This is a genomic window from Nocardia sp. NPDC058058 (assembly GCF_042885355.1).
GTDB lineage: Bacteria > Actinomycetota > Actinomycetes > Mycobacteriales > Mycobacteriaceae > Nocardia.
Map to the genome: position 1 here is coordinate 719001 of NZ_JBHVSA010000002.1, position 25842 is coordinate 744842.

Annotated in this window: 22 protein-coding genes; 10 read left to right on the forward strand and 12 right to left on the reverse strand. The window is 66.8% G+C overall.

The window, feature by feature from the left end; all coding sequences use genetic code 11:
- Positions 1-171: 171 nt before the first annotated feature.
- The 4 genes from ACFVUS_RS18005 to phoU all read left to right on the forward strand — a co-directional run bounded on the left by ACFVUS_RS18005 (position 172) and on the right by phoU (position 5830).
- Positions 172-1143: an acyl-ACP desaturase gene (locus tag ACFVUS_RS18005; protein ID WP_387767097.1), complete on the forward strand. Its 972-nt coding sequence runs from the start codon at positions 172-174 to the stop codon at positions 1141-1143.
- Positions 1144-1305: 162 nt separating this feature from the next.
- On the forward strand, positions 1306-2457 hold the full coding sequence (dusB, locus tag ACFVUS_RS18010) for a tRNA dihydrouridine synthase DusB (protein WP_387767100.1): 1152 nt from the start codon (positions 1306-1308) through the stop codon (positions 2455-2457).
- 353 nt (positions 2458-2810) lie between these two features.
- Entirely contained in the window at positions 2811-5060 is a 2250-nt protein-coding gene (locus ACFVUS_RS18015; RefSeq protein WP_387767103.1) for an LCP family protein, read from the forward strand.
- A 98-nt stretch (positions 5061-5158) separates the two neighbouring features.
- Positions 5159-5830 (forward strand): phosphate signaling complex protein PhoU, encoded by a 672-nt coding sequence (gene phoU / locus ACFVUS_RS18020; protein ID WP_387767106.1) that lies wholly within the window; start codon positions 5159-5161, stop codon positions 5828-5830.
- A gap of 104 nt (positions 5831-5934) precedes the next feature.
- Here the strand turns inward: phoU and ACFVUS_RS18025 are convergent, their stop codons facing one another.
- The 7 genes from ACFVUS_RS18025 to ACFVUS_RS18055 form a co-directional block, all read right to left on the reverse strand.
- The gene (locus tag ACFVUS_RS18025; protein ID WP_387767109.1) at positions 5935-7560 is read right to left on the reverse strand and encodes an MFS transporter; all 1626 of its coding nucleotides are present in this window, start codon (positions 7558-7560) and stop codon (positions 5935-5937) included.
- Between the two features lie 326 nt (positions 7561-7886).
- On the reverse strand, positions 7887-8663 hold the full coding sequence (gene pstB, locus ACFVUS_RS18030; protein ID WP_067568414.1) for a phosphate ABC transporter ATP-binding protein PstB: 777 nt from the start codon (positions 8661-8663) through the stop codon (positions 7887-7889).
- Positions 8664-8680: 17 nt separating this feature from the next.
- Entirely contained in the window at positions 8681-9580 is a 900-nt protein-coding gene (pstA, locus tag ACFVUS_RS18035; RefSeq protein WP_364641596.1) for a phosphate ABC transporter permease PstA, read from the reverse strand.
- Complete coding sequence (gene pstC, locus ACFVUS_RS18040) at positions 9577-10545, reverse strand: phosphate ABC transporter permease subunit PstC (RefSeq protein ID WP_387769949.1); 969 nt, start codon at positions 10543-10545, stop codon at positions 9577-9579. The genes pstA and pstC overlap by 4 nt, the downstream gene beginning before the upstream one ends.
- Positions 10546-10673: 128 nt before the next feature.
- The gene (gene pstS, locus ACFVUS_RS18045; RefSeq protein WP_375962685.1) at positions 10674-11801 is read right to left on the reverse strand and encodes a phosphate ABC transporter substrate-binding protein PstS; all 1128 of its coding nucleotides are present in this window, start codon (positions 11799-11801) and stop codon (positions 10674-10676) included.
- Positions 11802-12053: 252 nt separating this feature from the next.
- The gene (gene mshD, locus ACFVUS_RS18050; RefSeq protein WP_387767114.1) at positions 12054-12950 is read right to left on the reverse strand and encodes a mycothiol synthase; all 897 of its coding nucleotides are present in this window, start codon (positions 12948-12950) and stop codon (positions 12054-12056) included.
- On the reverse strand, positions 12950-13711 hold the full coding sequence (locus ACFVUS_RS18055) for a response regulator transcription factor (RefSeq protein WP_364641604.1): 762 nt from the start codon (positions 13709-13711) through the stop codon (positions 12950-12952). The genes mshD and ACFVUS_RS18055 overlap by 1 nt, the downstream gene beginning before the upstream one ends.
- A gap of 261 nt (positions 13712-13972) precedes the next feature.
- On the opposite strand from ACFVUS_RS18055, the gene ACFVUS_RS18060 reads away from it, so the two are divergent.
- From ACFVUS_RS18060 to ACFVUS_RS18085, 6 genes are all read left to right on the forward strand, one after another.
- Complete coding sequence (locus ACFVUS_RS18060; RefSeq protein ID WP_387767117.1) at positions 13973-14815, forward strand: LmeA family phospholipid-binding protein; 843 nt, start codon at positions 13973-13975, stop codon at positions 14813-14815.
- On the forward strand, positions 14812-15258 hold the full coding sequence (locus ACFVUS_RS18065) for a thioredoxin family protein (protein WP_387767120.1): 447 nt from the start codon (positions 14812-14814) through the stop codon (positions 15256-15258). Before ACFVUS_RS18060 ends, ACFVUS_RS18065 begins: the two co-directional genes overlap by 4 nt.
- Before the next feature lie 259 nt (positions 15259-15517).
- Positions 15518-16003 carry a DUF4395 domain-containing protein gene (locus tag ACFVUS_RS18070; protein WP_387767123.1) on the forward strand — a complete coding sequence of 162 codons (486 nt, stop codon included), beginning with the start codon at positions 15518-15520 and terminating at the stop codon, positions 16001-16003.
- Between the two features lie 27 nt (positions 16004-16030).
- The gene (locus tag ACFVUS_RS18075) at positions 16031-16864 is read left to right on the forward strand and encodes a sulfurtransferase (protein ID WP_364641616.1); all 834 of its coding nucleotides are present in this window, start codon (positions 16031-16033) and stop codon (positions 16862-16864) included.
- Between the two features lie 5 nt (positions 16865-16869).
- On the forward strand, positions 16870-17175 hold the full coding sequence (locus ACFVUS_RS18080; protein WP_067568422.1) for a DUF1416 domain-containing protein: 306 nt from the start codon (positions 16870-16872) through the stop codon (positions 17173-17175).
- Between the two features lie 301 nt (positions 17176-17476).
- Positions 17477-18076: an FABP family protein gene (locus ACFVUS_RS18085; RefSeq protein ID WP_387769952.1), complete on the forward strand. Its 600-nt coding sequence runs from the start codon at positions 17477-17479 to the stop codon at positions 18074-18076.
- Between the two features lie 403 nt (positions 18077-18479).
- Here the strand turns inward: ACFVUS_RS18085 and ACFVUS_RS18090 are convergent, their stop codons facing one another.
- From ACFVUS_RS18090 to ACFVUS_RS18110, 5 genes are all read right to left on the reverse strand, one after another.
- Entirely contained in the window at positions 18480-20126 is a 1647-nt protein-coding gene (locus tag ACFVUS_RS18090) for an ATP-binding cassette domain-containing protein (protein ID WP_387767127.1), read from the reverse strand.
- On the reverse strand, positions 20123-22129 hold the full coding sequence (cydD, locus tag ACFVUS_RS18095; protein ID WP_387767130.1) for a thiol reductant ABC exporter subunit CydD: 2007 nt from the start codon (positions 22127-22129) through the stop codon (positions 20123-20125). The genes ACFVUS_RS18090 and cydD overlap by 4 nt, the downstream gene beginning before the upstream one ends.
- Before the next feature lie 31 nt (positions 22130-22160).
- Positions 22161-23213: a cytochrome d ubiquinol oxidase subunit II gene (gene cydB / locus ACFVUS_RS18100; RefSeq protein ID WP_387767133.1), complete on the reverse strand. Its 1053-nt coding sequence runs from the start codon at positions 23211-23213 to the stop codon at positions 22161-22163.
- 9 nt (positions 23214-23222) lie between these two features.
- Entirely contained in the window at positions 23223-24698 is a 1476-nt protein-coding gene (locus ACFVUS_RS18105) for a cytochrome ubiquinol oxidase subunit I (RefSeq protein WP_387767136.1), read from the reverse strand.
- 184 nt (positions 24699-24882) lie between these two features.
- Positions 24883-25812, reverse strand: coding sequence for an aminodeoxychorismate lyase (locus ACFVUS_RS18110; protein WP_387767139.1), 930 nt, complete (start codon positions 25810-25812; stop codon positions 24883-24885).
- Positions 25813-25842: the final 30 nt, after the last annotated feature.

Consider the following 25842-nt stretch of genomic DNA (forward strand, 5'->3'; position numbering starts at 1 on the left):
GGCTCACGGCGATAGACAGGGCGCCGTGGGCCGTTGTCATATGACATCTCTCACTGACCCCGCAATGGCACTCGCATGAGTTTCACATCACCATACGGTGCCGTAAGGTATGGGCCGCGGCGGCAGGCCGGCGAGGGTAGACAGCTTGATCGCGATACGAAGGGCATATACATGGCAAAGGATCTGACTCAACTCGAGCTACTGACGGAGTTGGAGCCGGTTGCCGCGGAGAACGTAGATCGGCACCTCTCCCTGGCCAAGGAATGGCACCCGCACGACTACGTGCCGTGGGACGAGGGCCGCAACTTCGCCGCCATGGGCGGCCAGGACTGGGATCCGTCGCAGTCCAGGCTGAGCGAGCTCGCCAAGGCCGCCATGATCACCAACCTGCTCACCGAGGACAACCTCCCGTCCTACCACCGGGAGATCGCCGAGAACTTCTCCCAGGACGGCGCCTGGGGCACCTGGGTCGGCCGCTGGACCGCGGAAGAGAACCGGCACGGCATCGTCATGCGCGACTACCTCGTGGTCAGCCGTGGCGTCGACCCGGTCGCGCTCGAAGAGGCGCGCATGATCCACATGACCAACGGATTCGCCTCCCCCGCACAGGTCAACCAGGACGACGCCGGATTCCTGTACTCGGTCGCCTACGTGACCTTCCAGGAACTCGCCACCCGCGTCTCGCACCGCAACACCGGACGCGTCTGCGACGACCCCATCGCCGACCGCATGCTGCAGCGCATCGCCGCCGACGAGAACCTGCACATGATCTTCTACCGCAACATGTGCAATGCGGCGCTTGATCTTTCGCCGGATCAGACCCTCGACGCCATCACCCTCATCCTGGAGAACTTCCAGATGCCCGGCGCGGGTATGCCCAATTTCCGCCGCAACGGCGTGCTGATGGCCAAGCACGGCATCTACGATCTGCGCCAGCACCTCGAAGAGGTCGTCAACCCGGTCCTGAAGAAGTGGCGCATCTTCGAACGCGACGACTTCACCGCCCGCGGCGAGGAGACTCGCGAACGCCTCGGCCTGTTCCTGGAGAAGCTCGGCAAGGACGTCATCAAGTTCGAGGAGCAGCGCGACCGCATGCTCGCCCGCGAAGCCGCCAAGGCCGAAAAGGCAATGGCGAGCCTGTGAGGCGCAGTGGGGGCTCCGCCCCCACACCCCGCGGCTAGGCTCACCGCATCACTTCCGGCCCCTTCGCGACGCTCAGTCGCGAAGGGGCCGTTCAGCTTGTCAGAGCCCGCTTGCGGGGGATGTGATCCGGGGCACGCGGGGGTGGGTGAGAGACTGGTGGGCGTGACGACCTCGATCGAAGCCTCCAAGTCCACGCTGCGGATCGGACCGTATCCGGTCGATCCGGCGGTCGTGCTGGCGCCGATGGCGGGAATCACCAATGTGGCCTTCCGGACGCTGTGCCGGGAATTCGGTAGTGCCACTTCCATTTACGTGTGCGAGATGATCACCGCCCGCGCGGTGGTGGAGCGTAATGAGAAGACGCTGCACATGATGTCGTTCGGAGCGGACGAGAGCCCGCGCTCGATGCAGCTCTATGCCGTCGATCCCAAGACCGTCGGGGAGGCCGTGAAGGTCATCGTCGGCGAGGGGTGGGCGGATCACATCGATCTGAATCTCGGCTGCCCGGTGCCGAAGGTGACCCGGCTCGGCGGCGGGGCGGCGCTGCCGTACAAACGGCGGCTGTTCCAGGACATCGTGAAGGCGATGGTGTCGGCGGCCGAACCCGCCGGGGTGCCGATCACGGTGAAATTCCGGATCGGGATCGACGATGAGCACCACACCTTCCTCGACACCGGGCGGATCGCCGAGGCCGAAGGCGCGGCCGCGGTCGCGCTGCACGCCCGGACCGCCGCGCAGCGCTACTCCGGTGAGGCCGACTGGACCGCCATCGCGCGGCTCAAGGAAGCCGTCACCACCATTCCGGTGCTCGGCAACGGCGATATCTTCAGCGCCGACGACGCCCTGCGCATGATGGCCGAAACCGGCTGCGACGGCGTCGTCGTCGGACGCGGATGCCTCGGCCGCCCTTGGCTTTTCGCCGAACTCCAGGCCGCGCTGCGCGGTGAACCGCTGCCGACGCCGCCGAATCTGGGCCGGGTCGGGGAAATCCTGCGGCGGCACACCGAACTGCTCGTCGCGCACGATGGCGAGGACAAGGCCATGCGCGATATCCGCAAGCACATGGCCTGGTATCTGATGGGCTTCCCGATCGGCGGCGATCTGCGCCGCGGCTTCGCGACCGTCGGCAGCATGAATCAGCTGAACGACCTGATCGGGCAGCTCGACGTGAATGCGCCATTCCCCAAGGACGCCGAAGGCCCGCGCGGTCGCCAGGGCTCACCCGGCAAGGTCGCGCTGCCCGACGGCTGGCTCGACGATCCCGAGGATCCCACCGTCCCCTGCGCCGCGGACGTCATGCACAGCGGCGGCTGAACCCGTCCGACCGGCCCGAACGCCTGTCCAAGGCGCTCGGAGACACCGGCGACCACCCGATGCGGCGACGATATCGCCCGGTGCGGAACGACCCGCCCCGCGCTGCGATGTCGTAACGCCCGCCGAGTCGGACGCCGCGTTTCCGAATGGATCGCCCGGTCCCTGGCAGAATTCCGCGACATGCTCGCAGCGCCGCCGCTGCGGTCGACTCGCCGAATTGCGAGTCGCGGAAACCGGGCGCGGCGGAATTACGGCGGAGTGCGGTACACGCGGTCGATCGGCGTTCGAGTGGTCGACCGTGGCGGAATCGTTATCATGGCGGTCGGCATCGAAAAGCAAAGTGAGGTTCGTTGGTGGGTGACGATCGGTACGGGCGTACGCCACGGCCCGGAGGTCGCGCCCCGTGGGAGCGCTATCCCGCGGACGACGACGCCCAACCTCGCGCCTCCCGGCGGTCTCGGCACAAAGACAATCCGGACACCGGCTCCGCGCCCATCTCGGTGCAGGACCTCGTCGAACGCGTCGACAGCGAACGCAAATCCCGCCGTCGCCGCCGTAAGGACGATGACGACGCACAGCAGCATGCCGCCGAACCCGCCACCCGGCGGGAACCCCCCGCCCCCAACGGTTCTCAGCGCGGCGCCAACGGCGACACCGGCGCGCGCTACCCCGCCACCCCGGATCCGGCCGCCCCCAACGGTTCCCGGCACGGCGCCGACGCCACCGGTTCGAGCCGCACCGTACGGCCGAATCCGCAGGGCGGCGCACCGGCCGCGCCCGGCGGCACCGGCGCACAGCGCGCCGTACCCCCGAACGCACCGGGCGGCACCGGATCTCAGCGCGCGGTAGCGCCCAACGCCAATGCCGCCGACGGTTTACGCCGCGTCGCCACACCGGCCGATAACGCGCGCCGAGGCGCGAACGGCCGGATCGATCCGACCGCCGATCCCGTCACCGAGGAACTACCCGCGGTCACCGAACCGCCCCGGGCCCGCAAGAGCAAGAAACTGCGCGCCCCCGCCCCGGTGGAATCCCCCGCCGACTATCCGACCACCGCACTGCCCACCGCGGTCGGCCCGAAACCGCTCTCCCCCGGCCGCCGTCGCCGCAATCGCCGACTGCACCTGGCCGGGCGCAGCGCGCTCGCGCTGTTCGCCGTGGTGGCCATGCTCATCACCGGCGGCGGCTGGAGCTACCTCAAAGCCAAGGACAGCAACTTCACCCAGGTCTCCGCGCTCGACAACGACTCCCCCGATGTCGTCGACGCCGACGCACAATACGGCGACGAGAACTTCCTCATCGTCGGCACCGACACCCGCGCGGGCGCGAATTCCCAACTGGGCGCGGGCAATACCGACGATGCCGAAGGCGCGCGCTCGGACACCGTGATGCTGGTGAACATTCCCGCCAACCGGCAGCGCGTGGTCGCGGTCTCCTTCCCGCGCGATCTGGACGTCACCCGTCCGGTCTGCGAAGGCTGGAACAACGACAAGGGCTCCTACACCGGTGAGAGCTTCCCGTCCGCCATCGGCGACAAGCTCAATGCCGTGTACGCGCTCGGCGGGCCGAAATGCCTGACCAAGGTCATCCAGAAAATGTCCGGCCTGAAGATCAACCACTTCGTCGGCATCGACTTCGCGGGCTTCGAAACCATGGTGGACACCATCGGCGGCGTCGAGGTCTGCACCACCAAACCACTGGTCGACGAAATCCTCGGCACCGTGCTCACCACCCCCGGCAAGCAGGTCGTGAACGGTTCCACCGCACTCGATTACGTGCGCGCCCGGCACGTGGTCGGCGAGGAACGCAGCGACTACGACCGCATCAACCGGCAGCAGCGCTTCCTGTCCTCGCTGCTGCGCGGGGCGCTGTCCAGCAAGGTGCTGTTCGATCCGGGCAAGCTGAACGGGTTCATCAACGCGTTCGCGCAGCACTCGTTCATGGACAACGTCACCACCAAGGATCTGCTCATGCTCGGCCGGTCCATGCAGAAGATGCAGGCCGGCGCGATCACCTTCCTGACCGCGCCGACGGCGGGAACCACGTCCTACGGCAATGAGATTCCGCGCGAATCCGATATCAAGGCCATCTTCCGCGCGGTCATCGACGATCAGCCGCTGCCCGGTGAGAAGAAGACCGATCCGGCCACCACCACCAGCGAGGCCCCGGCCGCCAAGCCGAAACTGACCGCGGTCGATCCGTCCACGGTGTCATTGCAGGTGTCCAACGGCTCCGGCGTCTCGGGCGTGGCCTCCACGGCCGCAACGAAACTCGCGAACCAGGGTTTCCAGATCTACAGCACCGGCAATTACGCCGACGGCACCGCCGCCAAGACCATCGTGCGCTACTCCAGCGGACACGAGGCGGCCGCCGCCACCGTCGCCAGCTCGTTGCCGGGCGCGAGCCTGGAGCCCGCGACCGGACTCGGCAGCATTGTCGAAGTCGTGCTCGGATCCGACTACGCGGGTAGCGTGAAAACGCCCACCGCGTTCGGTCAGCCGCTGGCCGACGCACCCACCGACTCCGGCGGGGCGAGTGCGGCTCCGGTCACACTGCCGTCGGATCTGGAACACGTCAACGCCGCCGACGACACCTGCAAGTAGCGTCGTCGGCACCGCCTGGACGTGCGGTGACCGACCGGCACCGATGATTCACCCACCGTTGGTGACTTGGTCAGCGGGTACCACTAGTGTCTTGACTCATGCGTGTCATCTACAACGAACAAATGGCCGAGCTAGCCGATCTGCTCGGTGGCATGGCCGGCCTCGCCGGATCGGCGATGGAGCGGGCCACCAACTCGCTGCTCAATGCCGATCTCGAGCTCGCGGAGCAGGTGATCACCGAATACGACCGCATCGCCGAGATGATCCAGCTGGCCGAGGAGAAGGCGTTCGCGCTGCTCGCCCTGCAGGCTCCCGTTGCGGGTGATTTGCGACAGGTCGTCAGCGCCATCCAGATCGTCGCCGACGTGAACCGGATGGGCGCGCTCGCCCTGCACGTCGCCAAGATGACCCGCCGGCGCTTCCCCAACCACGCCGTGCCCGAGGCCGTCAACAGCTACTTCGCCGAAATGGGCCGCATCGCCGTCAAGATGGGCGCCACCGCCAAGGAGGTGCTGGAAACCCGCGATCCCGAGCGGGCCGCCCGGCTCACCGATGACGACGAGGCGATGGATGATCTGCGCAAGCACATCTTCACGCTGATCATGGACCGCGACTGGCAGTTCGGCGTTGCCGCCGCCGTGGACGTGGCGCTGCTGGGCCGCTACTACGAGCGCTTCGCCGACCACGCCGTCGAGATCGGGCGTCGCGTGGTGTTCCTGGTGACCGGTGTACTCCCGCCGGACCCGGATTCGGAAAAAGAAAGCATCTGACAACTCTCGTAGGCTCTCAGGGGCAAGCCCCTGAAACCCCTTACACCTGCCTCGAGACCACAGGTCAGCGCCCGCACATGACACGGTGCGGGCGCTGAGTTGTGTCAGGACTGCTGTTCCGCGGATTCCGCTGCGGCGGGCTCGGTTTCGCGCCAGCCGAGCAGGACCGAGGGGCCGCGTTCCGGCTTCCAGGGCAGCGCCACGGCGACGATGAGGGCGGCCACGACCAAGGTGCCCACCGCGACGTAGGAGGCGGCTGTCGCGCCATCCAGGGCCGCCACCTTCATGGCGTGCACGAGATCCATCTTCGCCTGTGCCAGTAGCGGATTCACGGGAGCCTTGACGATCTCCAGGACGCTGATGGGCGTATTGCTCGCCAGCTCCTTCTGCTGCGGGGTCATGATCTGGCCGGGGATCGCGGCGATCTTGCCGCCGACATTGTGCGTGTACACCGAAGTCATGATCGAACCCAGCAGTGCGACACCGAGCGCTCCGCCCACCTCACGGGTGGTGTCGTTGACCGCCGAACCCGCGCCCGCCTCCTCCAAAGGCACCGAGCCCATGATGGATTCGGTCGCCGGGCCCTGAACCACCGCGAATCCCAGGCCCATCAGGATCATGGACACCACCACCGGTCCCACATACGCGGTATCGACGGTGGTGCGGCCCGCCAGGTACATGGCGGCCGCCAGGATCAGCAGGCCGCCCACCACCATGGCGGTGGTGCCGAACCGCTGCGCCAGCATGGTCGCGATCGGTGCGCCGAAACCGACGGCGATCGCGAAAGGCAGTGAGTGGATGCCGAATTCGAGCGGCGTCAGTTCCTTCACGCCCTGGAAGTACTGGGTGATCAGGAACAGGAAGCCGAACGCGGCGAAGTAGGAGACGGTGATCGCCAGCGACGGCAGCGCGAAACGGCGGTTGCGGAACAGCCGCATATTCAGCACCGGTGTCGCCACCCGCAGCTCCCAGCCCACGAACACCGCCAGCGCGATGATCGAAAGCAGGTATCCCGCAAGGCTTTGCGCGGACAGCCAGCCGTGCTTGGGGGCCTCGATGATCGACCACACCAGCGCCGTCACACCCGCCAGGGACAGCACGATGCCGACGCGATCGAGCTTGTCCACATGTGCCGCACGCGATTCCGGCACCGTGATCAGCACCGCGGCGATGGCCACCAGCGCCACCGGCACATTGATCCAGAACACCGAATGCCAGGAGAAGTACTGCAGCAGCCAGCCGCCGACCGTCGGGCCGATGGCGACGGCGATACCGGCCATGGCGGTCCAGGCCGCGATTGCCGCGGCGCGCTCGCGCGGATTGGTGAAGATATTGATCAGCAGGGCCAGCGTCGCCGGGAAGACCACGGCCGCGAACACGCCCATCCCCGCGCGGGCGGCGATGACCTGCCCCAGCCCCGAGGACAGGGCGCCCGCCGCCGACATGGCCGCCACACCGGTCAGGCCGATGATCATGAACTTGCGCCGCCCGTACCGGTCGCCGAGATGACCCATGGCGAGCAGCAGGCCCGAGAACGCCAGCGTGAACGCGTCCACGATCCACTGCAGCCCGCTCATATCGGCCTGCAGCTGCACCGCCATCGACGGCAGCGCCACATTCACCAGCGTGTTGTCCAGCACCACGAGCAGTTCCGCCAGGCAGATCGCGACCAGCGCCGCTATTCGCGCCCGCCTACCCAATTCCCCGGCAGCGGTTCCCCGGCTCGCCATTGAAACAGTCACCCCACACCTCCAACTAGACCGATCGGTTTACCAACCCAGACTAGATGTAACTCACAGTTGCACACAATCCTCCGCGCCCCATATGACGCAGCACACACCGCGCTACCGCGCGCAAAACAAAAGCCGCCCCCGTTCCTTGCGGAATGGGGGCGGCAACACATCCGATCAACGAGGACAGCAGCCCAAGACGGAACGACAACCGCCCCATTCGCGCCGGTGGCCCCGTCGAATTGGGGCTGGACATCCACCCACCCCATTTATGCCTGTGGCCCCGTTCCGACAGGAACGGGGCCACGAGACCTGCAGAGAGAGCTTTAGCCGAAGCGACCGGAGATGTAGTCCTCGGTGGACTTCTGGGACGGGTTGGAGAAGATCTTCTCCGTCTCGTCGATCTCGATGAGCTTGCCGGGCTTGCCCTGGGCCTCGAGGTTGAAGAAGGCGGTCTGGTCGCTCACGCGGGCGGCCTGCTGCATGTTGTGCGTGACGATGACGATGGTGAACTCCTTCTTCAGCTCGGAGATCAGATCCTCGATCGCGAGCGTGGAGATGGGGTCCAGCGCCGAGCAGGGCTCATCCATGAGCAGCACGTCGGGCGAGATGGCGATCGCGCGGGCGATGCACAGACGCTGCTGCTGACCACCGGAGAGGCCGCCGCCGGGCTTGTCGAGCCGGTCCTTGACCTCGTTCCAGAGGTTGGCGCCGCGCAGCGAACGCTCGGCGACCTCTTCGAGCTCCTTCTTACCGCGCACGCCCTGCAGCTTGAGCCCGGCCACCACATTGTCGCGAATGGACATGGTGGGGAACGGGTTCGGCCGCTGGAACACCATGCCGATGGTGCGCCGCACGCCCACCGGATCGATGGTGGCGCCGTAGATGTCCTCACCGTCGAGCAGCACCGCGCCTTCGACGCGAGCGCTCGGGGTCACCTCGTGCATGCGGTTCAGCGCACGCAGCACGGTGGACTTACCGCAGCCGGACGGGCCGATGAAGGCGGTCACGCTGCGCGGCAGCACGGTCAGCGAAACATCGGAGACCGCGTGGAACTTGCCGTAGTAGATATTCAGATCTTTGACGTCGATCCGCTTGGCCATCAGTCTTTTCCGTTCCTCTATCGGTTCCGCGTCAGCAGCTTGTTGACCGCCGCAGCGGCGAGGTACAGCAGCGCGATGATCAGGATCAGGGTCAGGGCCGCGCCCCACACCCGGGCGCGTCCGGCGGGTTCCGGGTTCGCCAGCTCCTGGTAGATCATCAGCGGCAGCGAGGCCATATTGCCGTCGAACAGGTTCTGGTTGATCGACTTCGAGTAGCCGACCAGCACCAGCACCGGCGCGGTCTCACCCATGACGCGGGCGATCGAGAGCAGGATGCCGGAGATCATGCCGGGCGCCGCGGTCGGAACCACAATGCGCAGAATGGTTTTCCACTTCGGAATGCCGAGAGCGTATGAGGCTTCCCGCAATTCGTCGGGAACCAGCTTGAGCATCTCCTCGGTACTGCGCACCACCACCGGCAGCATGAGCAGCACCAGCGCCAGCGCCACCGCGAAAGCACTCTGCGGCGCACCGAAAGTGGCGATCCACAGCGCGAAGATGAACAGCGCGGCCACGATCGAGGGCACACCCGCGAGGATGTCGACCATGAAGGTGGTGGTCTTGGCCAGCCAGCCGCGACCGTATTCCACCAGGTAGATGGCGGCCATGATGCCCAGCGGCACAGCGATTATCGCCGCCATGGCGGACTGCACGATGGTGCCGTAGATGGCGTGGTAGACACCGCCCGCGTACTGCTCGGGCAGTACGCCCTTCTGAGACTTGGTCCACCAGTCGATGGAAGCGACCGCGTCCCAGCCTCTTTCGATGACGGTGTACAGCACCCACAGCAGCGGCACCAGCGCGATGGCGAAGCAACCCCAGACGATGCCGGTGGCCAGCCCGTTCTTGATGCGGCGGCCGGTGCTGACATGCCGGAAGGTCGGCGCCTTGATCGGCTTGTCGAGTGTGGTGGTCATCCGTTCACCTTCCCGCCTGCGACGAGCCGAGCGAGCGCGTTGACCACGAAGGTCAGTGCGAACAACACGAAACCGGCGGCGATATAGGCGCCGGTCGGCAGCTTGGAGCTGAATTCCGAAGCGGCGGAAGCGATCTTGGAGGCGAAGGTGTAGCCGCCGTCGAACAGCGACCAGCCGCCCGCCTTGGCCGAGGTGCGCAGCACCACGAGCACGGCGATGGTCTCACCGAGCGCACGGCCCAGGCCGAGCATGGAGCCCGCGATCACACCGGAGCGGCCGTACGGCAGCACCGTCATGCGCACGACCTCCCACTTGGTGGCCCCGAGCGCCTGCGCCGCCTCGATGTGCGAGAGCGGGGTCAGGCCGAACACCTCGCGGCTCACCGAGGTGATGATCGGCAGGATCATCACCGCCAGCACCACACCGGCGGTGAAGATGGTGCCCGCGTAGGTGCTGAGATTCCCGTCCGAGAACAGGAAGAACCAGCCCAGATGTTCGTTCAGGAAGCGCTGGAGCGGCTCGATTTTCGGAGCCAGCACCAGCACGCCCCAGAGACCGAAGACGATCGAAGGCACCGCGGCGAGCAGGTCGACGACCGTGGAGAACGGCCGGGCCAGCGCCTTGGGCGCGTACTGCGTCAGGAACAACGCGATCCCGACGCCGATGGGCACGGCGATCACCAGCGCCATCACCGCGCTCAGCACCGTGACCATGAACAGGTCCTTGATGCCGAAGCGCAGATTGTCCGCGTTCGAGGTGTTGAACTCGGAGCTGGTGAAGAAGTTCGCCTTGTTCGCCAGCACCGAGGGCACCGCGCGAACCAGCAGGAACAGCGCGATCAACGCGATGGCCGCGACGATCACTCCACCGGCGGTGGTGGCCGCCGAACGGAATATGAACTCCGCCCCGTACTTCGTCGGGGCCTTACGCCCCGCGGCCGGCTTGGTGCTGGGTTCGGTCGGCATGAGCGCAGTATCCCCCGGCAGCTGGGCACGGTCCTCGCGCGGGTCGGTCGTCACCGACAGGCCCGCCGAGGCTGTTTCGTCGTGCACGGTCATGGTGCTTCTTCGATCAGTCGATGGCGATCAGTCGATCAGGAAATGGCGGCGATCGCGGTGGTCAGCTTGGTCTTGAACGCGTCCGGGATCGGCACGTAGCCGGCATCCGCGAGACCGTTCTGACCGTTGCCGACGGCCGAGGTCAGGAACGCCTTGACAGCCTTGGCGGTGTCGGCGTCGCTGTACTTCGAGCAGACGATCTCGTAGGTGGCCAGCATGATCGGGTAGGCGCCACCGGTGGTGGGCTTGTAGATCGAGCTGTTGTCCAGCACCAGGTCGTTGCCCTGGCCGGAGATCTTGACGCTGTCGATCGCCTTACCGGCGGTCGCGGAGGTCAGCTCGACCGGCTTCGGGTCGTTCGAGGTGGCGGTGGTCAGGATGCGCGCCACCGACAGGCTCTGCGACTTCGCGAACGCCCACTCGTTGTAGGTGATCGAGAACGGGGTGGACTTGATGGCGGCCGAGGTGCCCTCGTTGCCCTTCGCACCCTCGCCGACGCCGCCGGCGAACGCCTTGCCCGCACCCTTGCCCCAGGCGCCGTCCGACGCGGAGTCCAGGTACTTCTGGAAGTTGTCGGTGGTGCCGGACTCGTCCGAGCGGAACAGGACCGCGATCTTGTCCGAGGTCAGCTTGTCGGCCTTACCGGTGTTGAGCGCCTTGATGTGGGCGTCATCCCAGGTGGTGATCTGGCCGTTGAAGATCTTGGCCAGGGTCGGGGCGTCCAGCACCAGGTCGGTCACGCCGGGCACGTTGTAGGTGACGGCGATGGGGCCGAAGACGGTCGGCAGGTTCCAGGCCGGGCTGCCACAGCGGGCGGCGGCCTTGTCGGTCTCACCCTTCTTGGCGTCCAGCGGCGAGTCGGAGCCCGCGAAATCGGTCTGGCCACCGATGAATTCGTTCACACCGGCGCCGGAGCCCGACGAGGTGTAGTCCAGCTTGGCGCCGGAGCAGTTGCCCTCGTAGGCGGCGACGAAGCGGTCCATCGCGTTCTTCTGAGCGGACGAGCCGCTGGCCTTGAGAGCGGTCTTGCCGCCGCAGGCGACGTCGATCTTGGCGACGTTGCCCGTCTGGGCGGAGTTGTCGTCGCTGCCACAGGCGGTCAGCGTCATGGCGCCGGCCGCTGCCAGCACACCGATCAAGGCGCTGCTGCGCTTGAGATTCACTTGGTTCCTCCGCGAATCACGGTTTGCACGCCCAACCCCTCAACGGTCGGACGGGCACATGTGGCGGCTGTTCGCTGCGAACTAGCGCACCGGGCAGCTGAGTGCTGCCCACAAGCAACGTAAGTGCCATCGGTGGCCAGTTGGACCTGGGTAGGTGAACGCCAGATGAACAACCCGGCGCGATTCCGCTGCACGATATGTGACATTTGCCGCATCGTTGCCCACGGCCCCGCTCAGCGGGACGAAGTGCAGTCAGGACGCCGTGGTGTAAGCCACATCGATATGCGCGGGGGTGAAACCGAGCTTCGTATAGGTATTGACCGCGGCGGTGTTGTCGGCCTCGGTGTAGAGCAGCACCGCGCCGAGACCGCGCTCGCGCAGATGACGCAGACCGGCCAGGGTGAGCAGGCGGCCGAGGCCGCGCCCCTGCGCTTTCGGATCGACGCCGACGACGTAGACCTCACCGATCGCGGGGGTCTCATCGAAATGCACCTTGGTCCAATGGAAACCGAGGATGCGATCCGGCTCGGCCGGATCGAAGGCCAGGAACAGCCCCGCCGGATCGAACCAGGACTCCGCGCGGCGGGCGGCGATATCGCGCTCGGTCCAGCCGCCCTGTTCCGGATGCCAACTGAAGGCGGCATTGTTGACGCGCAGGATCTCGGCGTCGTCGGAAGGTCCCGCGTAGGTCCGCACTTCCAGACCCTCCGGAATCGACAGTTCCGGTAGCTCTGAGTTAGCCAAATCACGGCGCATCTGCCAGAGTTCGCGCGCCACAACCAATCCGAGGCGCTGCGCGACGGCCTGCGCGGCGGGCAGATTCCCATGCGCCCAGACCCGCGCGCCGGGCCCGCCGGACTCCAGCGCACCGGCCACCAGACTCGCGCCCAGACCCTGCCGGCGGAACCGCGGATCGACCGCGACCTCCGCCATGGCCGGATGCTCACCGTGGGCCGGAACCACATTGGCGTATCCGCCGACCTCGTCATCCCACCGCTCGACCAGATGCCGCGCCGGGCCATCGGTCCCCAGCGAGAGCACCGCCTGTTCGGACACCGGGGCAACCCCGTCCGCGGCGGTGGCCCGTTCCAGTACTCCCCGCACCTGCTCGGCGGTCTCGAGGGGCAGCCGATCGGTGTAGGAAATCATCAGAAAGTGCCGTTCGCCGAGGTCAATTCGGAGTCGTCGGTCCCGTCGGACTCGGGGAAGTTGACCGGGGTCTCTCCCTTGCCGCCGGAGGAGCGCGCGGGACGCACCGCCTTGTAACCGACATTGCGGACCGTGCCGATCAGCGATTCGTATTCGCTGCCCAGCTTGGCGCGCAGGCGTCGCACGTGCACGTCGACGGTGCGGGTGCCGCCGAAGAAGTCGTAGCCCCACACCTCCTGCAGCAGCTGCGCGCGGGTGAAGACCCGACCGGCATGCTGCGCAAGGTATTTCAGCAGCTCGAATTCCTTATAGGTGAGATCGAGCGGGCGGCCGCGCAACCGCGCGGTATAGGTGCCCTCGTCGATCACCAACTCACCCAGGGTGATCTTGCCCGTGTTCTCCGGGCTCGCCACCCCGCCGTTGCGCGCGACCAATAGTCGAAGCCGGGCATCCAGTTCGGCCGGACCGGTGCCGGGCAGCAGGATGTCGTCCAGCCCCCAGTCCGCGTTCACGGCGACCAGCCCACCCTCGGTGAGCACGGCCACCACCGGCACCGACGAACCGGTGCTGCCCAGCAAACGACACAGGCCGCGCGCGGCGGCCAGATCGGTGCGGGCATCGACCAGCGCCACATCGGCGGAACCGGCCTCGAGCAGGGACGCCACCTCGGTCGGCGCGGGCCGCACGTGGTGTGGCAGCAGCGCCAAGGACGGCAGTACCGCCTCGGGGTTGGGGTCGGAGGTCAGCAGGAGCAGCTCCATGGGGGCCCTCCATCCCATCTGGCATGTGCGTGGCAACCGCTCTGTACGCCACGACCTCATGCTGGTTATCACAGGTAAGTCGGTTGCTACATTAGCGTGTCCGAACCGATAGCCACGCAATCCGGGCAGCGTATCCCGCCTCGGCTATCTCAATCTCACACCCGATCACCTCACAATGTGGGATGAAACGCATCGCTTCCCGATAACGGGATAGGCCGCGCTGGCGCGATCCCGTTCGCCGGACCCTATTAAGGTGCAGCTATGGCTTTTCGTCGGGTGATCATCGGGCTGCTCTGTCTGGCAGGGCTGGCCGTCGTACTCGACTTCGGAGTTGCCGCGTATTCGGAGTACCAGGTCTCGCGCATGCTCCGGGACGGATCGAACCTCGGCGCCGACCCGGAGGTCACCTTCCACGGATTCCCCTTCGTGGAACAGGCATTGAACGACGATTTCAAGAACGTCGACATTCGCGCCCGCGCCATGCGGCCCGATATTCCGGGCGAGATCATGGTCGAGGCCAATCTGCGCGATGTGCACATGTCACTGCGCGATCTGATCAACGGCAAGGTGCGCTCGGTGCCGGTGGATCAGGCCGAGGCGCGCATGCGCATCGAACCGGTCGAACTGGGCCGACTGTTCAAGATTCCGGATCTGCAGGTGTTCGGCCCGCCCGCCGATAAATCCGACGGCACCGGCGGTTCCGGCGGTTCGGGTATGACCACCGCCGGGGCGATCATCCTGACCGGCACGATTCCACTGCCCGATGCCGACGCTCCCGTCGTCCCGGGCACCCGCACCAGCGGCGAGACGGTGAGCGTGCTCGCGGATCTGCGCCTGGTCGGCGATCAGGTGCGGATCACCGCCACCGATATCTATCGCGGTGTCGGCGCGGCCAATCAGGGCGATGTCGCCTCATCGCCCGCACCGGTGACGCCCGAGAGCGATAAGCCCCGGGTGCTGGCGCTGTTCACCCGCACCATCGATACCCGTGATCTGCCGTTCGGTATCCGCCCGACCAAGGTCGAGGCCAGCGGCGGACAGATCGTGGTCGAGGGTCGCGGCCGGAATATCACCGTCGATCTGGATCGTTTACAACAGCCATGATCGCCTTGGGAGTGCTGGCCGTCGCCTTGGTCGCCGCCGCGGGCATCGGAATCCTGGTGCGCCGCAACGAGGGTCGAGTGCGGGAGATCGCGCCGGCCCCGAAATCCGCGCGCGCCGAGCTGCTGACCGCCGCGGGTGTGATCGACGGCCGTCCCACGGTGCTGCATTTCTCCGCGGATTGGTGCGGCCCGTGCGCGGCCGTGCGCCGGGTGGTGGCGAGCGTGGTCGCGGAGCTGGCCGACACCCCCGCGCCGCCGCTGGATCTGGAGCTCGATATCGACGCGAATCCCAATCTTGCTCGCGAGCTCAATGTGCTCTCGCTACCGACGACTTTCATCTTGGACGCCACCGGACAGGAAAAATTCCGGATCGCCGGTGTTCCTAAATCTGCGGATTTGCGCAGCTCACTGGGGTCTTTGTCGGTTTCGGGAACATCCGAGTGACCAGCATTACGGACCCGGGGTCCAATTTCCCCCGAAAATTGGGTAAACTCCCTCTCGTGCAATCCAACCGCGAGCTGATGCTCACCCGACGCCGCACGGTAGACCTGTGCCGGCTCGGTGGTTGTTGCTGCCTGTGCCGCTAGCCGGTCGGCCTTTCGTTCGCCCCAATCCTCGCGCCGACCGGGTGTGTCCGCCGTATGAGTGATCTCCGATCCTCCGGCGAAATGACCAATAGACCTCATCGCGCAGGAGTACGCACATGTCGAACCCCAATCCCACCAGCCCGCCCGCCGGGCAGGTAGATGTTCGCGGCCCGCGTTTCGCCGCCTGGATCACCACCGCCGTACTGGCGCTCGTGCTGATCATCTCGGCGTTCTCGGTGCCCGCCGCCGCGGTGCTACTGGCGGCGCAGGCCGTGGTCTTCGCGCTCGGCGCGGCCAACGGTCCGCGGCGCAGCCCGTACGGGCTGATCTACGGCAAGGTCGTCGCACCCCGCGTCGGCCCGCCCGCCGAGCTGGAACCCGTTGCGCCGCTTCGGTTCGCGCAACTCGTCGGCCTGATCTTCGCGGTGCTGGGCGTGCTCGGTTTCGTGCTCGGCTCCACCGTGGCGGGCACCATCTTCACCGGTTTCGCGCTGTTCGCGGCCTTCCTGAACGCGGCCTTCGGAATCTGCCTGGGCTGCAAGATCTATCCCCTCGTCTCGCGGTTCAAGACCGCGCCGACCACCCCTACTCCCACCGCCTGACCCGGCACCACCCCCGAAAGGAACAACATGGCTCGCTCCGATGTCCTGGTCTCCGCAGACTGGGTCGAAGAGAACCTGAACACCCCCGGAGTCGTCCTCGTAGAGGTCGACGAGGACACCTCGGCGTACGACCTGGGGCATATCGAGGGCGCTGTCCGGCTCGACTGGAAGAAGGACCTGCAGGATCAGGTCCGTCGCGATTTCGTGAACCGCGAGCAGTTCTCGGATCTGCTGTCGGCGCGCGGCATCGGCAACGATGACACGGTGGTGCTGTACGGCGGCAACAACAACTGGTTCGCGGCGTACGCGTACTGGTACTTCAAGCTCTACGGCCACCAGGACGTGAAGCTGCTCGACGGTGGCCGCAAGAAGTGGGAGCTGGACGGCCGCCCGCTGGTCAAGGATGTCAAGGTGCGCCCGGCGACCGCCTACAAGGCGTCCGAGCAGGATCTGACCATCCGCGCCTTCCGTGACGAGGCCATCCAGGCCATCGGCACCAAGAACCTGGTCGACGTGCGCTCGCCCGACGAGTTCTCCGGCAAGATCCTGGCCCCGGCCCACCTGCCGCAGGAGCAGTCGCAGCGTCCCGGCCACATCCCCGGCGCCATCAACGTGCCGTGGTCCAAGGCCGCGAACGAGGACGGCACCTTCAAGTCCGATGACGAGCTCGCCTCCATCTACAAGGAGGCCGGTCTGGACGGCGAGAAGGAGACCATCGCCTACTGCCGCATCGGCGAGCGTTCCTCGCACACCTGGTTCGTGCTGCAGGAGCTGCTGGGCCACAAGAACGTCAAGAACTACGACGGGAGCTGGACCGAGTACGGCTCCCTCGTCGGTGCACCGATCGAGTTGGGAGCGTAAGAAATATGTGTGCAGCACCTACCCAGGGACAGGCCATTCCGGCCGGCGTCGATGTCGAGAAGGAGACGGTCATCACCGGCCGCGTCCTGACCGCTGACGGCCAGACCGTCGGTGGCGCGTTCGTGCGCCTGCTGGACGGCAACGGCGATTTCACCGCCGAGGTCGTGGCCTCGGGCACCGGCGATTTCCGCTTCTTCGCCGCGCCGGGCTCGTGGACCATCCGCGCGCTGTCGGCGTCCGGCAACGGCACCACCGAGATCGCGCCCGAGGGCAACGGCATCCACAACGTGGACGTCACCGTCGCCAAGTAAGGCCGCCTCGAAAAACCTGAAACGGCCCCGGGATTCGCTTCCCGGGGCCGTTTTTCATGTGCGCGTCCGCGTTTCGGCAAGGGCCGTTTTCGCGTCGCCGATCCGGTGCTATTAGACTCCGGAGCGTGGTGCTTACCTTCGAGATTCTGCTGGTTCTCGTCTCCGTGCTGATCGCCTGGTTCGGTCTGTACGTCCTCTACCGGCTGTTCACCGAGTCGTGACCGATTCGGCGAGCGAGAACGTCGAAAACGGAACAGCCAGTACACCTGCCGATGCGGTACGCCGCAGCGGCGATCAGGCTGTGGCCGAGGCCGCCGAGCGCGCCAAGGTCACCGGTGTGACGAACATCCCGTCGCTGGATGGTCTGCCGCTCCCGATCGACACCGCCAATCTGCGCCTGGGTCCGGACCTGAGTTCCTCCATGCTCGCGCTGCTGCCCCTGGTGGGCGTGTGGCGCGGTGAGGGCGAGGGCAATGATCCCGAGACCGGCGACTACCGCTTCGGTCAGCAGATCATCGTCTCGCACGACGGCGGCGACTACCTCACCTGGGAAGCGCGTTCCTGGGTCATCGACACCGAGGGCGAATACGCCGGGCCGGATCTGCGCGAGAGCGGTTTCTGGCGCGTCGGCATCGACGGTGACGACGAGGTGCTCGAACTGCTGCTGACGCATTCCACCGGCATCGTCGAACTGTTCTACGGCCAGGCGCTGACCCAGTCGTCCTGGGAGCTCGCCACCGATGTGGTGATTCGCAGCCAGTCGGGCGTCGTGGTCGGCGGAGCCAAGCGGCTCTACGGCATCGTCGAGGGCGGCGATCTGGGCTACGTCGAGGAGCGCATCGCTCCGGACGGGGCACTGGAGCCGCGGCTGTCCGCGCGTTTACAGCGCTACGTGGGTTGATTCCCAACGTAATTGGTGATCTCGCGAGGCGAGGGTAACTCCTGGGGTACCCCCGGAACGAGATGGAGACCCAACCGCCGGTCCGGGAGTTGAGTTACTCCGCGCCCGGTGACCGGAAAAAGTCGCGGAGAGGCGGACGAGAACGACCCCTGAGTCTTATCGCGGATGCAACTCACGCGATCCAGATCGGACAAGATCTGAGACTCAGGGGCCGGGTGACTGCCTGGGATTCGCTCAGCGCTCGCGCTACGAGAATCCGTTGCAGCGGAGGCGCCTAGCTGGCAGCCACCTCACGCGTCCTCGAATTACTCATTATTCGAACCACCTCCTTCCTGTGTACTGACGAAAGTAGTCGGCTCCGCTGTAAGCGGCAACGTATTTTCTCGGACTGCGAAATCGCAGGTCAATGCTGGTTTGCCGGAATAAGGCGATGGATCGATACGGTTGCATTCGCGCCGACTTGCACGATCGTGTCCGCGCGCTGGTCCGCCGGAAGCTGATGTGTGACAACCACAACCGTGCGCTCCGGGTCGACCAGGCCGCTGTCCCGGTCGAGCAGGCGGCGCAGCAGGTCCGCTCCGGCCTCGGCCTCCAGATGTTCGGTCGGCTCGTCCAGCAGCAGTACCTCGGCCGGGGAGAGCAGGGCGCGAGCCAGCAGTATCCGGCGGCGCTGACCACCTGATACGGCGGCCGCGCCACCCACGAGATCGGTGTCCACACCGTCGGGCAGCGCGTCCAGCCACTCCCCCGCGCCGACGGCTCGCAGCGCGTCCTCGGCTTCGGCGGCGGTGATATCGCCGCGCGCGACTCGCAGATTCTCCAGCACGGTCGTCCCGAAGATGTGCGCGTCCTCGGCGAAGAACGTCACCCCGGGCCGGGGTGTATCGAACAGCCCCGCCCACGACATGAGCAAGGTGGTCTTACCCGCCCCGCTCGGCCCCGTGACGGCAATCCTGCGGCCCGCCGGCAGCGGTGGCAGAGCCATTGCCACGGGCGCTGATTCGCCCTGTTCCAGGCGCGCCAGCCGGTGCAGCGCGGCCCGGCCATTGGTGAGCGCCTGCGCGGCCCCGGGCAGCACCGCGACCGCCTCGAACGCCGACAGCGGAACGAGCACCAGCACCGCGAACGCCATGGGTGTGATCCCGCCCCCTGGAATGACCTGAAAACCCTTGGTGGCCAATGCCGGTCCGGTCCCGTACAGCACGATCCCGATCAGCAGCGCACCAAGCACACTCACCCCGATCGACAGTGGCAGCACCGCCGCCGACCAGGCACTGCGCGCGGCGGCCCGATCCTCGGCGGCGACGGCCCGCTGCCCGGCCCGCACGGCACTGTCGACTGCACCGGAAAGCCTTCCCGCGACCCGCAATTCGGGCGCGTGATCCAGCACCGTGAGCGCCTCGGCCGTGAACTCCGTCCGATCCGCTCGCACCGCCACCTCGGCCTCCCGAGCGGCCCGCGCCGACATCCACGGCGCGACCACCCCGGAAATCCCCAGCGCCACAGCCAGAATCACCGCCGCCGGAATCGAAACGAACCCGATCAGCAGCACCGCGAGCGCGGACAGAATCACCGCGACCGCGATCGGCACGAACGCCCGCACCACCACCGCACCCAGATCATCGATATCGCTCCCGACCCGCCCCAGCAGCTCCCCCCGCCGCAATCGAGTCGGATCCCCATCGCGCTCTTGTGTTTCGGCGGTCCCCGTCCGGCGCGGCCGCCAGATATCGGCGGCCGCGAGCGTGCGATACGTGGTGGTGCGCGCGAGACTCATGGATCGCAGCGCCACATCGTGCGTGGCCAGCCGCTCCAGGTATCGCGCGACCCCGCGCGAAATGCCGAGCGCCCGAACGGTCACCACCGCAATACTCAGGTCCAGCACCGGCGGCATCTGCCAAGCACGGGCAATCAACCACGCGGCCAGCGCGGCGAGCCCCAGCCCGCTCCCCAGTGCGGCCACGCCCCAGACGATGGACAACGCCAGCCGCCCTTTGGACAGCTCCAGCAATCCCCGTATCCGCCGAATGTCGGCAAACGCGTCCCTCATCGCACCCCCACCTCCGCATCAACCAACCCCGTGCCCACAGAACCGGCGGCTTTCCGCCTCCCGCCCGAGAAGTCCTGCCGCGCGACGGTTTCGGAGCCCGCCGCACCGATTCGGTCCACCGGATTGCCCGGCACGTCGTGCGGTGGGTTCACTCCATGCCGGGGCGCGTGCTGCGGATCGACGAGAACGGGCGCGGCCCCGGTCGCGCGCACCGCCACCACATGGTCGGCGATGGTCAGGATCGAGGGACGATGGGCGACGATCACGACGGTGGCTCCAGCGCGGGCGCGCGCCACAAGGGCGGCTAGCACGCGCTCTTCGGCTTCCGGGTCGAGGTGGGCGGTGGGTTCGTCGAGGAGGAGGATCTGGCGGTCGGCGGCGAGGGTCCGGGTCAGGGCCAGGCGTTGGCGCTGACCCAGGGAGAGGCCGGTGCCGCCGGTGCCTACCAGGGTGTTCCAGCCGTCCGGGAGGTCGGCGAGGACCGTGTCGAATCCGGTTGCATGGCAGGCGGCTTCGAGGCGGGCTTGGCTGGCGGGTGGGCCGAGGAGGTCGAGGTTGGCGCGCAGAGTGCCGGGGACCAGGACGGGGCGCTGGGGTAGCCAGGCGAGGTGGGACCACCAGTGGTCGGGGTCCATGGCGGCGATGGGGGTGCCGTCGATGAGGACGTTGCCCGAGTCGGAGGCGATGAGGCCCAGGATGGCTTGCAGGGCAGTCGATTTTCCGCTGCCGTTCGGTCCGGTGAGTACCGTGACCTCGCCGGGAAGCAGGATCGCGGACAGCGCGTCCGGGGCCGCGCCCTGCCGGGCGGCGATGGAGACGTCCCGAATTTCGATGCGGCCGTGCAGCTCTCGCGCAGTCGCAGTTGCGGCGACCGGGTGCGCGTCCACGCTGCTCGGCGTGGGGGCAGGGCGCGCGGCGCGCCCGCCGACTGCTCCCGTCAGCCCATCGGAGACAGTTCCGGATTCGTTCGGCGCGCGGTCGTCGGGTTCGAGGATCGCGAAAGCCTTTTCGGCGGCGGCCATTCCGTCCTGGGCGGCGTGGAAGCGTTCGCCGACGGCGCGAATGGGGAGGTAGACCTCGGGGGCCAGGATCAGGGCCAGGAGTCCGGCGTAGAGACCCATATCGCCGAAGACCAGGCGCAGGCCGATGGAGACTGCCACCAGCGCCACGCACAGGGTGGCGAGGGATTCCAGGACCATCGAGGACAGGAAGGCCATGCGCAACGCGGACATGGTGCGCTTGTGCAGGGCGTCGCCGAGTTCGCGGACCCGGTGCTGCATCGTCGCGCGATCAGGCAGCGCGGTCGCCGGTGTCGTGGCCGCTTCGGAAGCGGCTGTGGTGCGCCCGGTTTCGCGACCGAGGGCGCGCAGGGTGGGCATGCCCGCGAAGAGGTCGAGAAGTTGATCCGACAGGCGGGTGGTGGCGACCAGGGTGTCCTGGGCGCGGCCCTGGGTGAGCAGGCCGATCAGGATCATGAAGATCGGGATGAGGGGCAGGGTGACCAGGATGATCGCGCCGGAGATCCAGTCGTGCAGGACGATCACGGTGAGCACGATCGGTGGGACGAGCAGGGAAAGCAGCAGGGCGGGCAGGTATCCCGCGAGGTAGGCGCGCAGGCCGCTGAGCCCGTTGCCGATCACGACCGCCAATTCGGTTCGGCGGCGCTCCAATTCGCGGGGCGGCAGGTGCGCACCGGCGGTGAGCACGGCGGTTTCGAGTTCGGCGACGACCTGCGCCCCGGCGCGGTGTGCGAGCCGGGACTGCCACCAGGTGGCGGTGACCCGGCACAGCACCGCGGCGGCGAAGATCACCAGTTCGGTTGTCCAGGAACCGATGTCACGCCGTCCCGGATCGGTGATGACTCCGGCGAGGACCCGCGCCAGGGCGAGCGCCGCGATCACGATGCAGATCGTGGTCGTCAGCGAGAGCCCGACGCTCAGCGCGAGATATGTGCGTGCCGAGCGGGCGTACCGCCACAGGCGCGGGTCTACCGGTCGTGCCATCGGTTCATTCCGTCTTTCGAGAGCGGTTCGGCTAGACCTTGGGCGCGGATTCCAGGGGCAGGCCGATCGGTGCCGGGATCTGCTCCACGGTGAGCCGCTGGCGGAACACCCAGTAGGTCCAGCCCTGGTAGATCAGCACCACCGGCACCATGGCGACCGCGACCCAGCTCATCACCACGAGCGTGTAGTGCGTGGAGGAGGCCGAGACGGTCCCGTCGCGTCCGTCCACGGTGAGGCTGAACGCGGCATCGATGGTGGAGGGCAGCACATTCGGGAACAGCGATCCGAACAGCAGCGCGGTGGCGCCCACGATGGTCAGGGCGGTACCCGTGAAGGCCCACCCGTCCCGGCCCTGGGTGGCGGCGAAGCCCGCGATCAGCAGTCCGACCACAGCGAGCACCAGCGGAATCCAGGTCCAGCCCTTGCCGTAGGCGAGCTGAGTCCAGATCCCGAAGGCGGCGACCACAACGGCGGTGGGCACGAACAACTTCCGGATCAGCGCCTGCGCGTCGTCACGCACCTCGTTGCCGGTCTTGAGCGCGATGAACAGCGCACCGTGCAGCATGAACAGCAGCAGGGTGGTGAGCCCGCCGAGCAACGCGTACGGGTTCAGCAGGTCGAGCAGGTTGCCGCCGATCTGCCTGTGCTCGTTGAGTTTCACGCCGCGCACGATATTGGCGAACGCCAATCCCCATGCGAGAGCGGGAATCCAGGAGCCCAGTCCGATGCCGATATCGCACCAGACCCGCCATTTGTCATCGTTGATCTTGCTGCGCCATTCGATGGCGCAGGCGCGGGCGATCAGTCCGACCAGAATGAGCAGCAGTGCCAGGTAGAACCCGGAGAACAGGCTGGCGTACCACTCCGGGAAGGCCGCGAACATGGCGCCACCGGCGGTGAGCAGCCACACCTCGTTGCCGTCCCATACCGGTCCGATGGTGTTGAGCACCACGCGCTTTCGCACTTCGGAGCCCTTACCGAGGATCGGCATGAGCATGCCGACCCCGTAGTCGAAGCCCTCCAGCACGAAGTAGCCGGTGAAGAGCACCGCGATCAGTAGAAACCAGAATTCAGGGAGACTCATCCTCGGCTCCTAGTAGGCGAAGGAAAGCTTGTCGACGGTGTCCCCGGTCATGCGCGGCCCGGTGTCCGTGGGGGCCGGTTCCTCCGGTCCCGCGACCACGTAGCGGCGCATGAGGTAGAACCAGGCGACCGCGAGCAGACCGTAGAGCAGGGTGAAGACGACGAGCGAGGTGACGATGGTGCCCGCGGTGACGCCGGAGACGCCCTGCTGCACCGTCATTCGAATGTGCGGGTCACCGGTCGGATTGGGTGCGACGACCCAGGGCTGGCGGCCCATCTCGGTGAAGATCCAGCCGGAGATATTGCCCAGGAACGGGGTGGTGATGGCGATCAGCGACAGCCAGGAGAACCATTTCGCGTCCGGTACCCGCCCGCGCCTGGTGACCCAGAATCCGGCCAGCGCCAACAGCAGTGAGCCCGCCAGGAAGCCGATCATGGCGCGGAAGGTCCAGTAGGTGACGAACAGGTTGGGCCGGTAGTCGCCGATCCCGTACTTCTCGTTGTACGAGACCTGGAGATCCTTGACGCCCTCGAGGGTGACGCCGCTGAATTTGCCTTCGGCCAGGTACGGCAGCACACCCGGCACCTCGATGAGGTGGTCCACGCTGTCGCAGTTGTTGTGTGTGCCGACGGTCAGGACGGAGAAGTCCGGATCGGTTTCGGTGTGGCACAACGATTCCGCGGACGCCATCTTCATGGGCTGCTGTTTGAACATCAGCTTGCCCTGGATGTCACCGGTGAACACGAGTGCGACCGAGGCCACCAGCACCACGTACAGCCCCATGCGCGCGGCGGGCCGCCACATGGTGCGAGCCTCCTCGACAGGTGCTGTGTCGCTTGCGATCTGGCCCTGTCGCACGCGCCGCACCATCCACCAGCCGGCGATACCGGCGACGAAGGTGCCGGAGGTCAGGAACGCGCCCGCGACCACGTGCGGGAATGCCGCGAGCGTGGTGTTGTTGGTGATGAGCGCCCAAATGCTGGTCAGCTCAGCACGTTTGGTCTCCGGGTTGTATTCCGCGCCGACCGGGTGCTGCATGAACGAGTTGGCGGCAACGATGAAGTACGCCGAGGCGTTCACGCCGATGGCGACCAGCCAGATGGTGGCCAGGTGCACCTTTTTCGGCAGCCGGGTCCAGCCGAAGATCCACAGTCCGAGGAAGGTGGATTCCAGGAAGAAGGCGACCAGCGCCTCCATGGCCAGCGGTGCGCCGAAGACGTCGCCGACGAAGCGGGAGTATTCGCTCCAGGCCATGCCGAATTGGAATTCCTGCACGATGCCGGTGGCGACGCCGAGGGCGAAGTTGATCAGGAAGAGCTTCCCGAAGAATTTGGTGAGGCGGTACCAATGCTCTTTGCCCGTAATCACCCATGCGGTCTGCATGCCCGCCACCAGCGGCGCGAGTCCGATGGTCAGGGGCACGAAGATGAAGTGATAGACGGTGGTGATTCCGAACTGCCAGCGCGCTAAATCAACGACGCTCATCCGACCTCCAGCCGATCTACGACATGACGTAGTACCGAAGATTACGCCTTACGCCGTTCAGATCAACATGCGCCGCGCCACAGTCGCCAGGAATTTGCTGGAATGTGATACCCGGGCCGACTTCGGCCCTGATCAGCGCCGCGTAAACGTGGCGCTCATCATGCAAACGGACTTTCCGACCGGACTACCAGTCCGAGACACTGCCCGGCAGCGCGATACCCCGATCCACCAGCGTGGCGATCTCCGGGGCATTGTCCGGGGCCGACATGCGCAGCCCGTCCAGGGATTTCACCCGCGCGGCCAGGGTCACGCTGGACAGCATCCAGACACTGTCGGCGGTGATCAGATCCGCGGTGAACAGCGGTTCGTAGCGGCAGTCCCAGCCCGCCTTCTCCGCCTGGGTGAACAGCGCCCGCTGCGTGGTGCCGGGCAGTACGCCATTGCGCGCGGGCGGTGTGATCAGCTGATTCTCGCGCGCCACAACCACTGTCGAACGCGGACCCTCCAGCACGCGGTGTTCGGTGCTGGTGAAGATCACATCGTCGGCCTCCATGCGCCGGGCGAAGCGCAGCGCGGCCATATTCGTTGCGTACGAAAGGGTTTTGGCCCCCAGCAGCTGCCAGGGCGCGGCCTGGGCGAGATCGATGGAGATGCCCCGGGACAGCGTGATGACCGAAACACCCTCGGCGCGCGCGGCTTTCACCCGCTCCTGCACGGGGACGACCAAAACGTAACCGGTGGTGGCGGGTTCGGATCCGGCAAGCACCCCGCTCGCGGTAGCTGATTGTTTGCCAACTCCGCTACCGTGATCGCTGTCACGCCCGCGGGTGAGGACCATGCGCAGCATGCCCTCCTCGGCGCTCCCCCATTCCTCGGCCGCCAGCTCCACCGCGAAGCGCCACGCGTCCAGATCCGGGACAGGCAGTTCGAGGGCCTCGGCCGAACGGCGCAGCCGAGCCAGGTGCAATTCCAGCGCGCAGGCCACACCACCCCGCACCAGCACCGTCTCGAAGATCCCGTCGCCGCGCAGGGCCCCGATATCGTCCGCATACAGAAGCGGCGCGTCCGGATCCCGGATCGCGCCGTCAAGAGTCACCAGAACCCGTTCCACCATGCGCCCGAGCCTAGGGCAGAGACCCCTGTC

Bases quoted from the DNA above. Each gene is read 5' to 3' on its own strand.
- ACFVUS_RS18110 (WP_387767139.1), bottom strand. From the start codon at position 25,812: ATGGTGGAACGGGTTCTGGTGACTCTTGACGGCGCGATCCGGGATCCG.
- ACFVUS_RS18065 (WP_387767120.1), top strand. From the start codon at position 14,812: ATGATCGCCTTGGGAGTGCTGGCCGTCGCCTTGGTCGCCGCCGCGGGC.
- cydB (WP_387767133.1), bottom strand. From the start codon at position 23,213: ATGAGTCTCCCTGAATTCTGGTTTCTACTGATCGCGGTGCTCTTCACC.
- mshD (WP_387767114.1), bottom strand. From the start codon at position 12,950: ATGATTTCCTACACCGATCGGCTGCCCCTCGAGACCGCCGAGCAGGTG.
- pstB (WP_067568414.1), bottom strand. From the start codon at position 8,663: ATGGCCAAGCGGATCGACGTCAAAGATCTGAATATCTACTACGGCAAG.
- ACFVUS_RS18075 (WP_364641616.1), top strand. From the start codon at position 16,031: ATGGCTCGCTCCGATGTCCTGGTCTCCGCAGACTGGGTCGAAGAGAAC.
- ACFVUS_RS18090 (WP_387767127.1), bottom strand. From the start codon at position 20,126: ATGAGGGACGCGTTTGCCGACATTCGGCGGATACGGGGATTGCTGGAG.
- ACFVUS_RS18070 (WP_387767123.1), top strand. From the start codon at position 15,518: ATGTCGAACCCCAATCCCACCAGCCCGCCCGCCGGGCAGGTAGATGTT.
- pstC (WP_387769949.1), bottom strand. From the start codon at position 10,545: ATGCCGACCGAACCCAGCACCAAGCCGGCCGCGGGGCGTAAGGCCCCG.
- pstA (WP_364641596.1), bottom strand. From the start codon at position 9,580: ATGACCACCACACTCGACAAGCCGATCAAGGCGCCGACCTTCCGGCAT.
- ACFVUS_RS18005 (WP_387767097.1), top strand. From the start codon at position 172: ATGGCAAAGGATCTGACTCAACTCGAGCTACTGACGGAGTTGGAGCCG.
- ACFVUS_RS18025 (WP_387767109.1), bottom strand. From the start codon at position 7,560: ATGGCGAGCCGGGGAACCGCTGCCGGGGAATTGGGTAGGCGGGCGCGA.
- phoU (WP_387767106.1), top strand. From the start codon at position 5,159: ATGCGTGTCATCTACAACGAACAAATGGCCGAGCTAGCCGATCTGCTC.
- ACFVUS_RS18055 (WP_364641604.1), bottom strand. From the start codon at position 13,711: ATGGAGCTGCTCCTGCTGACCTCCGACCCCAACCCCGAGGCGGTACTG.
- ACFVUS_RS18105 (WP_387767136.1), bottom strand. From the start codon at position 24,698: ATGAGCGTCGTTGATTTAGCGCGCTGGCAGTTCGGAATCACCACCGTC.
- cydD (WP_387767130.1), bottom strand. From the start codon at position 22,129: ATGGCACGACCGGTAGACCCGCGCCTGTGGCGGTACGCCCGCTCGGCA.
- ACFVUS_RS18080 (WP_067568422.1), top strand. From the start codon at position 16,870: ATGTGTGCAGCACCTACCCAGGGACAGGCCATTCCGGCCGGCGTCGAT.
- ACFVUS_RS18060 (WP_387767117.1), top strand. From the start codon at position 13,973: ATGGCTTTTCGTCGGGTGATCATCGGGCTGCTCTGTCTGGCAGGGCTG.